Genomic DNA, 14375 nt, shown 5'->3' on the forward strand with positions numbered 1-14375 from the left:
GATTTGCCCTGATGTTTACCGAAAAAGGGCCTCCCCGTGCTAAGGAAAGGCTAAGCCCACGAAACAAAAGGAACAATCCGCCAATTTATGCGGGGCCAATTTATGCGGAATCGATTTCTGCCGGTCTTAACAGACCTCTTCATTTAATAAGAAAATACTTTACTTATTAAATCCCGCAAATTAAGAAAGAGATATATTTCTAAATAGGTGATACTCGTGACCATATCCAATCCCACACAAACTGTTCCTTTATCTCCTTTAAAGAACCTGACGATGGATGGTCGCTGGTTGGCGTCCCTCATTATGATCCTCGGCGTTGGCTCTGCCAGCATGAACAGCTTCCTCTCCTCCGCCATCATGCCAGACATCATCCGAGATCTAGGCGGCCAGCAGCGCGCCTTCTGGGTGCTCAGCCTGTTTCAGATCGGCTCCATTCTGGCTGGCACCGTCACAGGATCCCTGAAAGCCAACATTGGCGCCCGCCCACTCTTCATCGCCGCCGCACTGTCATTCCTCGCCGGCTCCTTTGTTGCAGGCGCAGCCAACTCGCTGGAACACCTGCTGCTTGGCAGAATGCTTCAGGGCCTGGGAGAAGGCATGATCGTCTCTCTCTGCTACACCCTGATTTCAGACCTTTACCCCAAAACCGCCGTGTCCTCCGTCTTTGCACTCCTCTCAGGTGTCTGGGCTGTTTCCGCAGGCATTGGCCCCCTCACCGCCGGAATGCTAACCGACAGCTGGTCCTGGCGTGCTGTGTTCTACGCAAACCTGCCGCTCGCCTTGCTCCTGCTGATACTCGCAATCACCGTCATTCCAGCAACCACAAGGGAAAAGACAGAGACGTCCGCAAGCACAGGCAAAAAGAACATCATCCCGCGCCTCTCCTTGCTCGCAGTGGCCGTGCTGTTGATCGCCTATGTGGGCGAACTGCGCGACCTCAGGCACATCTCATTGGCGCTGGTCGTCGGCGTGGCTCTGCTGTTCATGGCTGTCAGTTGGGATAAGAAAAGCAGCGCACCCTTCATTCCGCGCAGCGCCTTCCGGTTCAACGGCATCATCGGCCTTGGCATGTGGGTCACCCTCCTGCTCTCCATCTCCAGCGCCGCTCGCGTTGTCTACGGTACAGCCATGGGGCAGGTTCTCTGGGGCCTCACCGTCACACAGGCCTCCTACGCCATGGCCATCACTGCCTTCAGCTGGACAGCCGCAGCATGGATCGTCGCGCGCGTGCAAACACCGCACGTGCAAACCTACCTGATCCGTGTGGGAACTCTGAGCATCATCGCAGGTTCGCTGCTCACCATGTGGGCCCTTTCCGCCATGTCTCTCTGGATCTTCCTCGTCTCCTCCATCTTTGCCGGTGCAGGGTTCGGCATGAGCAGCCAGTTCCTCAAGAAAGCGATCATCTACGCGGAGCAGGATGATGAACGCGACAGAGCCTCTGGCTTCATTGGCCCGTTGCAATCCGCAGGCATGGCGATCGGCGCGGCCTTGGCTGGCCTGCTGGCAGGTCTCACCGGCTTCTCCATCCCCGGTGCAGAAGATCTGATCACATTGGAAAATGCAGCCTCATCCGGCCCACTCGTCTTCCTCATCATGGCATTCATCTCCAGCCTCGCCGCCATCGCAGCGTTCAAAATGCCAAAGATGACCTGAACATAAGAGGAGAGACAGCATGTGCCGCAAATGTGGAGACAACCCCGGCCGCGATCCGCCACAGCAATAGGCACCGGCCGGTGCTCAAATCAAAGGACGTCCATCAGGGTTTAGCGTGGCAACGGCTGCCCCGGTGGTGGCGCAGGCGGTTGCCGCAAAGGCTGATCAAAATATCTGTCAGGCCCATGACCGCCCCACCCAACATTATGCATGCGGCTCATCATCACAAACATCATAATCGCGACAATCACCACAAGAACCAGTAGGGTCGTGACAATCGAAGCCACAATCACCCATCCCCGCCCCGGCTTCCGCTCAACAGCAGCCCGCAACCCATCAAGCTCACGACGAAAATCTTCCGGCTCCATATCCCTGCTCTACAGTTGTGCAACCTCGATGGACAACACGAATTTACAATTCCACGTTTCACGCTTTCCGAAGTAACAGCTTCAACTTTGCAGGACAATTATAGTTTGAAGAATAAACTTTAGATTGAAAAAACTGATAGAATTGATCGATCGGCGGCATTTCAGACAATAAATGTACCACCATAAATATGATGAAATTATTTCACCATTTTTGACTATTTTCGAAGCAGAGCTCCAATTTAATCAAAATTTCCTCACGCAAACTAATAACTCTTGATTTCAGACTGATGTATTCAGCTACCAGTCTGAATACATGACATATAATTACAATAAAAACTCGTATATAGGTTATTTCTAATATGAAATTACACCAACTTACTGAAATGTATTTTCATAACTTTTAGTTCCATTCGCTCTCGAAGTCCGAATCCCGCATAGCTAGAGAATACCATGCACACAAGAAGCAAACATTATCAGTCAACTTTGGCGCAAAATTCGAACGCAAATCAGATTTCGGCGCGTAATTTCGACACTCGCAGCGCTGCAACTTCAGAGGGATATTATTTTTTTGGTGAAACCGGAGATGATAATATTGATGGTCTCTTCGTTGGTACCATGTGGAACGATGATAACAATCAATTTTACACAGAGGTAACATATAGCTTTCCCCAGGACTCAAATGATTTTCAGAGCCATATGTCAGCTAAGGATCTATCGGCTCTCAGTGGTTTAGTGCCTTTTGGAAACACCCAAATAAGTATAATGAGGCAAATTTTTGATGGATTTGAAGACATTGCAAACCTAAAGTTTACTAAAGTCGCAGCTCATGATGAAGCTAATATTGTCATTGCCGGCACGACTAGCAATTCTGTCTCAACAGCGTCTAGTGAAATACCACATTCTGACAACTCTGCTAATCAATGGTATAATGCATTCTACAATGATCTATCTCCCAAGATTGGCAGCTATACTTGGAAAACTCTAATACATGAAACTGGACATAGTCTCGGCTTAGCGCATGGTCACGAGATTGATCGAGAGTCTCCATATTATCACTCTATTCCAGGAAAAAAGATGGAGTATTCACGGGACTCTATGGAGTTCTCGGTAATGACCTATCGTTCATACATCGGAAAATCATTAACGGATGGGTATTCAAATGAGAAATACGGTTACGCTCAAAGTTTGATGATGTACGACATAGCTGCGCTTCAAGAAATATATGGCGCTAACTATGACACTAATAGCGGTGATACAACTTACAAGTTCTCAAGCAAAACCGGAGAGCTCCTGATAAATGGTATTGGCCAAGGCAAGCCTGGCAGCAATCGCATCTTCAGAACAATTTGGGATGGCGATGGTGAAGATACCTATGATTTTTCAAACTTCGATGATGGAATGACCGTCGATCTCAGACCTGGTAAATGGTCATTATTCTCAGAATCTCAGCAAGCCGATCTTGGAGATGGGCGTCACGCTCGCGCGAATGTTTTTAATGCCCTTACCCATAATAATAACAATAGCTCTCTTATTGAAAACGCAATAGGAGGCGATGGTAGAGATACTATCATAGGAAACAGCGCCAACAACAATCTCAAAGGTAGCGATGGCAACGATACTTTGCACGGCAAAGATGGTAATGACACTCTACTTGGAGGAGACGGAGATGATAGAATCATAGGAGGAGATGGCGCTGATATTCTTCGCGGCGGAGATGGAAATGACATTATTTACTTCGACAACACAGATAAATTCTGGGACAGTAACAGAAAAGCTATAAATATAGGAGGAAACGGCACGGACACACTCATCGTCAAAAACGGCTCTTCCTTTAGAACTTCCAACTTGTCAATGTATGGATTTGAAAAATTTGAAGGTGGTGATCAATCAGATAGTGTTCGCGGTGCCTCTAATAAAATAAACTATCGCCTTGATGGCGGGGAAGGAAACGACACTCTAAAAGGTGCTGGTGGAGACGACACCCTCATTGGTGGAGAAGGAAACGATACTCTCAGAGGTGGAGCTGGGGCAGACATACTTCGCGGTCGAGAAGGTAATGATACAATCTATTTCGACAACTTGGACAAGTTCTGGGATAGTAAGAAAAAAGCAATCAATATTGGTGGAGATGGCAGAGACAAACTCATCCTTGAAGATGGAGCTTCTTTCAAGACTTCAAATCTTTCCATGTATGGATTTGAGGAGTTCATAGGTTCTAATCGTGCCGATAGCGTACGCGGAGCTTCTGACAAAGTTGACTATTACCTAAACGGAGGGGGAGGAAACGACACATTACGCTCAGAAGGCGGGGATGATAGGCTCTTTGGAGGAGATGGGAATGATACACTCATAGGCGGAGATGGGAACGACACGCTTATGGGTGGGGACGGCGCTGATACCCTGCGTGGCGGAAATGGACACGATACCATCTACTTTGAGAACGCGGATAAGTTCTGGGACAGCAAAAAGAAAGCTATAAATATCGGTGGTGATGGTAGAGATACTCTCATTGTTCAGGAAGGTTCTTACTTCAGAACGTCCAACCTATCCATGTACGGGTTCGAGCGCTTCCAAGGCTCTGATTTAGCAGACAGTGTGCGAGGAGCATCAGATGATGTAAATTATCGCCTTGTTGGCGGCGGCGGCGATGATAGCCTACGGACGGAAGGGGGGGACGATACACTCATCGGAGGAGAAGGTAACGATACTCTCAGAGGTGGAGCTGGGGCAGACATACTTCGCGGTCGAGAAGGTAATGATACAATCTATTTCGACAACCTGGACAAGTTCTGGGATAGTAAGAAAAAAGCCATCGATATTGGTGGAGATGGCAGAGACAAACTCATAGTTGAAGATGCCTCTTCATTCAGAACGTCAAACCTATCCATGTATGGATTTGAAGAATTTCAAGGCGCTAATCTAACAGATAGCGTGCGTGGCGCTTCCGACGATGTCAATTACCATCTTGATGGCGGTGGAGGAAATGACACTCTGCGAGCTGAAGGCGGAGATGATACACTCATAGGCGGAGATGGGAACGACACGCTTATGGGTGGGGACGGCGCTGATACCCTGCGTGGCGGAAATGGACACGATACCATCTACTTTGAGAACGCGGATAAGTTCTGGGACAGCAAAAAGAAAGCTATCAATATCGGTGGTGGTGGTAGAGATACTCTCATTGTTCAGGAAGGTTCTTACTTCAGAACGTCAAACCTATCCATGTACGGGTTCGAGCGCTTCCAAGGCTCTGATTTAGCAGACAGTGTGCGAGGAGCATCAGATGATGTAAATTATCGCCTTGTTGGCGGCAGCGGCGATGATAGCCTACGGACGGAAGGGGGGGACGATACACTCATCGGAGGAGAAGGTAACGATACTCTCCGAGGCGGTGCCGGGGCAGATATACTTCGAGGTCGAGAAGGTAATGATACAATCTATTTCGACAACCTGGACAAGTTCTGGGATAGTAAGAAAAAAGCCATCGATATTGGTGGAGATGGCAGAGACAAACTCATAGTTGAAGATGCCTCTTCATTCAGAACGTCAAACCTATCCATGTATGGATTTGAAGAATTTCAAGGCGCTAATCTAACAGATAGCGTGCGTGGCGCTTCCGACGATGTCAATTACCATCTTGATGGCGGTGGAGGAAATGACACTCTGCGAGCTGAAGGCGGAGATGATACACTCATAGGCGGAGATGGGAACGACACGCTTATGGGTGGGGACGGCGCTGATATCCTGCGTGGCGGAAATGGACACGATACGCTAATTGGTGGAAACGGTAACGACACACTTAGTGGTGGAGTGGGTGACGACAAATATTATGTACACGATTCCAATGATTTAGTTATTGAGAATCTAAACGCCGGGATAGATACAATCTTCTCTGATGTGTCCTTCACTCTGGCGGACAATGTTGAACACCTGAATTTGACTGGTGAAAGCGATATCAACGCAACAGGTAACGTGCTCGACAATACCCTGACCGGTAATGATGGGGACAATCAATTAAATGGTAGCGCAGGGAATGACACCCTTAACGGCGGAAGCGGGAATGACACGCTCAGAGGTGGAGTGGGTGACGATAAATATTATGTACACGATACCAATGATTTAGTTATTGAAAATCTAAACGCCGGGATAGATACAATCTTCTCTGATGTGTCCTTCACTCTGGCGGACAATGTTGAACACCTGAATTTGACTGGTGAAAGCGATATCAACGCAACAGGCAATTCACTTGATAACACGATCTCTGGTAACGGCGGAGATAATGTTATTAATGGTGCGTCTGGCTCTGATCTTATGTTCGGTGGAGAAGGAAACGACACTTATTTCGTCGATAACGCCGGAGATACTATAATTGAAGCTGTTAACTCAGGAATCGATACTATCATTAGTGGTGTTTCATTTAAGCTCACTTACAATATTGAAGATCTCACCTTGACTGGGACAGCAGATAACTATGCAGTCGGAAACTCTGAAGATAATACGATAATTGGAAATGATGGAGACAATCACATTGAGGGTGGAGCCGGCACAGATATTCTGACAGGTGGAGCTGGGTCTGATCTATTTAACTTCAGAGAAGGTATGGGGAACGATATAATCACAGACTTTGAAGTCGGCATTGATAAAATAAACATCCCAGCCGGACCACCACCTGATTATCCAGATTTTGTGATCACCGATGTAGGCGATGGTACATTAGTCGAATATAATGGCGATAGCTTTTTACTCAAAGGCATTGATGCAGCTCTAATCGCCCCCAATGCATTCAGTTGGGACTGGGAACTACCATACTAAAATTACCGATCTTCAAGTTTAGTTGGAGGGACATTGTGCCCTCCTTCTTTACTTCAGACTTTGATCACAAACTAAACCAACTCAGCAATTACTCGGACAAAGACAGCCTGAGTGTACAACGCATCTCCAGCGCATTCTCAGGAGATCGTATCACCAAGCGGTGACCTCCCTAACAAATGACAGTAGGCTCCCTTCAAGTTCTCCGGCAAGCTGCACACATCTTTGACGATTGCAGGATCGGAAAATCTGACATGGTACACTTCTTAGAGACAGTAGCCTCCGCGATTAAAGCCTTCTTTCTGCTGGTCATCGCCATTTTCCTGCTGGCTGCGTTCACCTACCCGGAAGAAACAGGAATGCGCGTCAAAGCTCACCTGAAGAAGGCAGGCTGGAAGATCTCGGAGTTCAACATCGCTGGTCTTAAGCTGGTTCTGGACGAGCAGGAAAACGCATTAAAGCAAAGCAATGCGGCGCTCTCCTCAGCCAAAATTGAGATTGATACCTTAAAAAAGCAAGTTACCCAACTCAACAGCGCATTGTTGCGAAGCCCTTCTCCAGTGGTGCCGAACGGGGCCATAGACCGACGAAGACCATCCTTTGTTCCCTTGCCATCCCCCTCCCCTCAGGACGAACTCCTGCAGAGCAGAGAAACGCAAAAGCTGCAAAACCAGTTGGATGAGGCTCTGCGTGGTAACAGTCAGGCTCTTGAGCTGAACAAGAAGCTCATCCTCCAGCTCCCTCCGCAATAAGCACCCAACAAAAAAGCCGGCCCCTTCACAGAGACCGGCTTCTTAATTCTCAACCAGTGCAGCAGCTTAGCTGTCCAGGAAGCTCCGCAGTTTGCGGGAGCGGCTTGGGTGCTTCAGCTTGCGCAGGGCTTTCGCTTCAATCTGACGGATACGCTCACGGGTAACGGAGAACTGCTGACCAACCTCTTCCAGAGTGTGGTCGGTGTTCATGCCGATACCGAAGCGCATACGCAGAACACGCTCTTCACGAGGTGTGAGCGACGCCAGAACGCGGGTCGTGGTCTCACGAAGGTTCGCCTGAATAGCCGCATCAATCGGCAGGATGGCATTTTTATCCTCGATGAAGTCACCAAGATGGCTGTCTTCCTCGTCACCAATCGGTGTTTCAAGGGAGATAGGCTCCTTAGCGATCTTCAGCACCTTACGGACCTTCTCAAGCGGCATCTGCAGCTTTTCAGAGAGCTCTTCCGGAGTTGGCTCACGGCCAATCTCGTGAAGCATCTGACGAGAGGTACGAACGATCTTGTTGATCGTCTCGATCATGTGCACCGGAATACGGATGGTGCGCGCCTGATCCGCGATGGATCGGGTGATCGCCTGACGAATCCACCAGGTCGCATAGGTGGAGAACTTGTAACCGCGGCGGTATTCGAACTTGTCTACCGCCTTCATGAGGCCAATGTTACCTTCCTGAATGAGATCCAGGAACTGCAGGCCACGGTTGGTGTATTTTTTGGCAATGGAGATAACGAGACGAAGGTTCGCTTCCACCATTTCCTTCTTCGCGATACGTGCTTCGCGCTCACCCTTCTGCACCATGGAAACCAGAGTGCGGAATTCGGTGATCTCGAGGCCAGTCTCAGTCGCAAGGGACTGAATCTCGCCGCGTAGTTCGCGGATCATGTCACCGTCGTTGGTTACAAACTTCTTCCAGCCACGGCCAGAAAGGTTTGCAACTTTGCGGATCCAGTTCGGGTCCAGTTCAGAACCCTGATAGTGTTTGATGAAGTCAGCGCGGTTCACGCCGTTGCTGTCTGCAAGACGCAGCAGGCGGCCCTCATACCCCATCAGCATTTTGTTGATGGAGTACAGCTGCTGAACCAGTGTCTCAATACGGTTTGCATTGAGGTGCAGGCTCTTCACTTCAGCAATAATGTCTTCTTTGAGCTTCTTGTAACGACGCTCCTGAGACGGGGACAAGGTCTTGTTGGCCAGCTTGTTTTCAACCAGCTGATCCTGAAGCTTACGCAGCTTCTTGTAGTCCTCGGTGATCTTGTCAAAGATCTCAACGACCATAGGCTTCAGTTCTGCTTCCATCACGGAAAGAGAAACGTTTGCCTCGTACTCGTCGTCGTCGTCGTCAGTCGCTTCGCCACCTTCGCCGGTCTGCTCACCCTGAGTGCCATCAGCTGCAGGAGCTGGAGCAGCAGCACCATTGGCTTTGCGTGCTTCTTCTTCCTTGCGCTTGCGGGCTTCTTCTTTTTCCTTCTGGCGAACCGCTTCAGGAACTTCACCCTCACCGGCTTCTTCCTGCTCGGACAGATCATCGTCAGACGGACCACCTGCATCACCAGGACCAGAGTAAGTCGCATCCAGATCAATAATGTCACGCAGCAGAACTTTGCCTTCGGCCAGTTCCTCACCCCAGATGATAATCGCCTGGAAGGTCAGCGGGCTTTCGCAAAGACCAGAGATCATAGCCTCACGGCCAGCCTCAATGCGCTTTGCAATCGCAATTTCACCTTCACGGGAAAGAAGCTCAACAGAGCCCATCTCGCGCAGGTACATACGCACCGGATCATCGGTACGGTCGGTTGGTTCTTTAGCAGTGGAAGTCTTGGTAACAGCAGTTGAAGACGCAACAACCAGCTCACCGCCATCTACAGCAGCCGGTGCATCTTCTTCCTCTTTACCCTCTTCCGCATCTTCCGCCTCAACAACGTTGATGCCCATTTCAGAAAGAAGCGACATGGTGTCTTCAATCTGCTCAGAGCTCACCTGATCAGGAGGAAGAACTTCATTCAGTTCGTCATAAGTGATGTAACCGCGTTTTTTTGCGGTCTTGATCATTTTCTTGACGGCGGCGACCGACAAATCCAAGAGAGGACCATCTTGTCCTTCTGCGCCTGCCGGTTCCTGCGTATCTTCAGCTTGTGTCGCCTTCGTCGCCATATTCTGCTCCAAAGTCGCTGGTCGTGCGCCAGCGAACTATTGCGTTACGCAACCCATCGCCCCCGTGCATGAACCCACACAGGTAGCATTTGAATCACATTTGACTTTGGGGTTTAACGCAAAGTCCCTTAAACCTGACTTAACCCTGGTATCAAAATGTTTTCACGGAATTGAAAACCCAAAACACATACGGGCAGGAGTGCTCACCGGCATCCCTACCGTTTTAGGCCGTCTCCGGCACATTCCAGGCATCGACAGCGCTGATTATCCGACTATGATTTCGCCGCTCTAGTGACATCTCGGGTCAACGGGCGCTCGTATCGGCTGTCTGACTTAGTGTATGTAGCTCGCCTTTTGTGATTCGCAAGGGCGATTCGGCTTGGTCAATCTGATTCTGGGGGATTTTGGACAGATCATTGCCAGTTTTTCTGGATAACTTTGAAAAACAACAGCTCTTCTATCACAAATCTACCTCAAGTTGTCATCACCCAATCCCGCAGGGTGAGCTGACAAATTGACCGGAAATTCCGCTTCAGACGTTATGCAAGAACGGAACTTTTCGTAGAGCGCATCTTGGCGGCACGCTCTGCCAGCTCCTGCTCATCACGCAAACATTCCTCACGGCGGCGAGACAGATCCTGCTGCAAGGCCTGAAAACGGCTCCAGCTTTCTTCTGTCAGATCCTGCTCCATCGCCCGCGTCTCGTGCTCAAGCTCCAACTCCAACATGCGCAACTCAAGCATATCCGCATAGTTCAGGAACAGCATCTCCACGAAGTCTTCCGGCGGATCTTCTTTCAGGATCTGCAGACGATTGGTCAGCGCATCCCAACGCCGCAACGTTGTGCTCTTGCTGCCATCATCCTCACTCTTCGAGCTCACAATGGCTTCCTGCAGGATCTGGTAGAACCGCTCATCCAGCTTGTTGTAGATCTGCGTGACAGCTCCTTCTGCAAGATCCGTCGCAATCCGCACCAATGCCGCCATGAACATAGAGTGCAGCTCGTTGGAGTAGGTCAGCTGCGAAATGCGTTCGAAGTGACGCTCAAACAGCTCCGGATACATCAGGCACATGGTGCAGAAGCTGCGCTCCACGCCATAAGCTGGCGTATCCGGCGCTTCCACCTTGGCCAGAGAAGCACGGTCATTGCCACCTTGCGGGCCACGCCAGCCACCATCACGGCCACCGCCCTGCCCGCGGTTCCGTCGGCTTTCCTCATAAAACAGATTAGAGAGCTTGAGGCGAAGGTCCATCCGGTAGCGCTTTTGAACGCGCTCATCCTTGATGGTCCCCACCAGATCTTCAACGGCCTTCTCAAGGGCCGCCTTACGCTCTGGCGTATCAATCCGCGCATGCTCACTCTCACGCTGCCAGACAACCTCGGAAAGCGGCAGCGCTTTCTCCAACTCGCCATACATGGCAGAGGTGCCACCAGCGTTGATCACATCATCCGGGTCCTGCCCGTCTGGCAAGAACGCAAACTGGAAGGACTTGCCACTGGTCAGCACAGGCAGAATACGGTCGACGGCTCTATGCGCAGCAGAGATACCGGCTACGTCACCATCGAAACAGATCACCGGCTCATCGGCAAACTTCCAGAGCCGCATGATCTGGTCTTCAGTGAACGCAGTACCAAGGCTCGCGACCGTGCCTTTCATACCCGCCTGCCAAAGAGCGATGGCATCCATATACCCTTCCACCACAATCGCCTGCCCGGCTTCATAAGCAGGCTGGCGGGCGCGGTGAGCATTGAACAGCATCGTCCCTTTATGGAAGAGCGGCGTTTCCGGCGAGTTCAGATACTTCGGTTGCCCATCCGGATCCATGGTTCGGCCACCAAACGCCACCGCTCTGCCGCGATCGTCGTGGATCGGGATCATAAGACGATTGCGGAACCGGTCATAGGAAGGACGGCCATCATCGGGCTTGATCAGCAGGCCAACCTCAATCAGCTCAGCTTCACTGATGTCTTTCGCCATCAATGCCTTTTTCAGGTTATCGCGGCCCGGAGGTGCAAACCCGAACTGAAACTCATTCAGCGTCTCTGCCGACAAACCGCGCCGCTGCACATACTCTTGCGCTGCACGACCTTCTGCAGACTGGAACATATGGCGATAATACCGCGCCGCCATCTCACAGACATCGGTCAGTGTATTGCGTTTAGCAGCACGTTTCGCCGCCTGAGGGTCCGGCGCGGGCATAGCGATTCCTGCCAAACCGGCCAATTCTTCCACAGCTTCAGGAAAACTGAGGCCCTCTGTCTCCATCAGAAACTTGAAATGATCTCCACTTTCACCACAACCAAAGCACTTATAGCGGTTGCGACGCTCATCCACGTGGAAGCTCGGAGACTTCTCAGAATGGAAGGGACAGCAGGCCCAATAGTCGCCCTTTCCGGGCTGCGATTTGCGTCGATCCCAGGTTACACGTCGCCCCACCACGTCCGTAAGCGAAACGCGGTTGCGAATGTCATCAAGGAAGAGCTGATCAAAGCGCATAGTAGTCCATAGTGTGGTTTTGGCCCGAAAGCAGCTGACATGGCTATTTTATAACCATGTCCCCCCGGAGAAGCCAGCAAAACCCCCAGAACACTGGCTTAACGCATGAATTTGCTTCAGGAAAAAAGAAAAGCCGCATCATGACGACGCGGCGACCTAAAAGTGCTCCGGAAATACGGATTTATTGCGGAGCACGGAGCATTTGCTTGACCATGCAGCTGGCCTTCGCAAAGTCCATCTGGCCCGGATAACGCTCTTTCAGCTCGGCCATGCAACGGCCCATGTCACGCAGTCCGCGCGCTTCAACGCACTCGACAACTGTTTGACAAACAAGCTTCATTTCGTACTCGCTCAGCTGAGAAGGCAGGAACTCACGGATCATTTCCGCTTCCTCGCGTTCCTGTACAGCAAGCTCAACCTTACCGCTCGCTTCACAGTGCGTCGCTTCCTGCTCACGCTGTACCAGCATGGTGTGCAGCAGGTCCATAAGCTCTTCTTCGCTCAAGCCATCGCGTCCCTGCTCACGAGCAGCCATATCCCGGTCCATGATGGCAGCGGTTATCAGGCGCAACGTGGCGGCACGTCTCTTGTTATTGTCTTCTTGCGCGGCTTTCAGCGCATTCGCTATTTTGTCTCGCAACATACTAAAGGAACCCTGACGCGGAAACTTTAAAAGAGGCTCTCTAAATCCCGGATAAGACGCCTCATCCTTCTGATTTAGGCTAATTTCCTGTAACTCGCGCGCGATTATTTCTACACGAGTGATATTGACCAGAGTGACCCCTTCTCCTATGGTCCCGGCCTTGATGCGACTGTGACGCGCCAAAGTCAAGTCCCTTCGGTGCGTTTCAGATGGACGCATATTGTCATCAACCGTATCAAGAAAGCAAGTGATGAAAGCTCAAGACGCGTGGTCAGCACCCAAACCTACCGCCCTCCTCGTTCTCGCAGATGGCACAGTCATTGAAGGCCGAGGCGTTGGAGCTCTTGGAAAAGCGTCCGGCGAAGTCTGCTTCAATACGGCAATGACCGGGTATGAAGAGATTCTCACAGATCCTTCCTACGCAGGACAGATCATCACCTTCACGTTCCCTCATGTAGGTAATGTGGGAACCAACGAAGATGATATCGAAACTGTAGACATGGAAGGCACCAATGGCGTTCGTGGTGCGATTCTGCGCACCGACATCACCACTCCTTCCAACTACCGCTCTGGCAATCACTTCGATGCCTGGCTTAAAGCCCGCGGCATTGTTGGTCTGACAGGCGTGGACACCCGAGCACTCACCGCTCTCATCCGCGAAAAAGGCATGCAGAACGCCATCATCGCGCATAATCCTGAAGGCGAGTTTGATGTGGACGCACTGAAAGCAGAAGCTGCCAGCCTGCCAGATCTGGAAGGCATGGACCTTGCAAAAGGCGTCAGCACGCAGAAGACCTACGACTGGAACGAAACCACCTGGGAATGGAATGACGGTTTCGGCGCTCAGGACAAGCCAGCCCACCACGTAGTGGCAATGGACTTCGGCGTAAAGCGTAACATCCTGCGTCTGCTGGCTGAAGCTGGCTGCCGTGTAACAGTTGTGCCTGCAAACACCTCAGCTGATGACATCCTTGCGCTGAAGCCAGACGGAGTGTTCCTCTCCAACGGTCCTGGTGATCCAGCAGCAACAGGTGAGTATGCGGTTCCAACCATCCAGGGTCTGGTAAAGTCTGGCCTGCCGCTCTTCGGCATCTGCCTCGGTCACCAGATGCTGGCACTTGCACTGGGCGGAACCACTCAGAAGATGCATCAGGGCCACCACGGTGCAAACCACCCGGTCCACGATTACACCACCAACAAGGTTGAGATCACCAGCATGAACCACGGCTTTGCTGTGAGCGCTGGTAGCCTGCCAGACAACGTGGAAGAAACACACGTTTCTCTGTTTGACGGCACCAACTGTGGTCTGCGTGTAAAAGATGCTCCTGTCTTCTCAGTACAGCACCACCCGGAAGCATCCCCGGGCCCGCAGGACAGTCACTACCTGTTCTCTCGCTTCATTGAGCAGATCGAGAACCACAAGGCTGCAGCGGCTGCATAATAGAGCCAGACAGTAAAAAACGATTGAAAGCGGGGC

General features: G+C 50.9%; 8 protein-coding genes. 4 read left to right on the forward strand and 4 right to left on the reverse strand.

Annotation, left to right across the window (positions count from 1 at the left end):
- The first annotated feature begins 216 nt into the window (after positions 1-216).
- On the forward strand, positions 217-1656 hold the full coding sequence (locus PSE_RS21190; protein ID WP_208998015.1) for an MFS transporter: 1440 nt from the start codon (positions 217-219) through the stop codon (positions 1654-1656).
- Positions 1657-1766: 110 nt separating this feature from the next.
- Here PSE_RS21190 and PSE_RS21195 read toward each other — a convergent pair whose 3' ends face one another.
- The gene (locus tag PSE_RS21195; RefSeq protein WP_014286677.1) at positions 1767-2024 is read right to left on the reverse strand and encodes a hypothetical protein; all 258 of its coding nucleotides are present in this window, start codon (positions 2022-2024) and stop codon (positions 1767-1769) included.
- 450 nt (positions 2025-2474) lie between these two features.
- Here PSE_RS21195 and PSE_RS21200 point away from each other — a divergent pair, with 450 nt between their 5' ends.
- Positions 2475-6836, forward strand: coding sequence for a M10 family metallopeptidase (locus tag PSE_RS21200; RefSeq protein WP_041768737.1), 4362 nt, complete (start codon positions 2475-2477; stop codon positions 6834-6836).
- Positions 6837-7087: 251 nt separating this feature from the next.
- Complete coding sequence (locus PSE_RS21205; protein WP_014286680.1) at positions 7088-7585, forward strand: hypothetical protein; 498 nt, start codon at positions 7088-7090, stop codon at positions 7583-7585.
- 66 nt (positions 7586-7651) lie between these two features.
- Here the strand turns inward: PSE_RS21205 and rpoD are convergent, their stop codons facing one another.
- From rpoD to PSE_RS21220, 3 genes are all read right to left on the reverse strand, one after another.
- Positions 7652-9757 carry an RNA polymerase sigma factor RpoD gene (gene rpoD, locus PSE_RS21210; protein WP_041768739.1) on the reverse strand — a complete coding sequence of 702 codons (2106 nt, stop codon included), beginning with the start codon at positions 9755-9757 and terminating at the stop codon, positions 7652-7654.
- Positions 9758-10296: 539 nt separating this feature from the next.
- Positions 10297-12255 carry a DNA primase gene (dnaG, locus tag PSE_RS21215; protein ID WP_041768740.1) on the reverse strand — a complete coding sequence of 653 codons (1959 nt, stop codon included), beginning with the start codon at positions 12253-12255 and terminating at the stop codon, positions 10297-10299.
- Positions 12256-12436: 181 nt separating this feature from the next.
- Positions 12437-12898: a GatB/YqeY domain-containing protein gene (locus tag PSE_RS21220; RefSeq protein WP_008547492.1), complete on the reverse strand. Its 462-nt coding sequence runs from the start codon at positions 12896-12898 to the stop codon at positions 12437-12439.
- A 250-nt stretch (positions 12899-13148) separates the two neighbouring features.
- On the opposite strand from PSE_RS21220, the gene carA reads away from it, so the two are divergent.
- Positions 13149-14339: a glutamine-hydrolyzing carbamoyl-phosphate synthase small subunit gene (carA, locus tag PSE_RS21225; protein WP_014286685.1), complete on the forward strand. Its 1191-nt coding sequence runs from the start codon at positions 13149-13151 to the stop codon at positions 14337-14339.
- Positions 14340-14375: the final 36 nt, after the last annotated feature.

The sequence above is a fragment of the Pseudovibrio sp. FO-BEG1 genome, assembly GCF_000236645.1.
GTDB lineage: Bacteria > Pseudomonadota > Alphaproteobacteria > Rhizobiales > Stappiaceae > Pseudovibrio.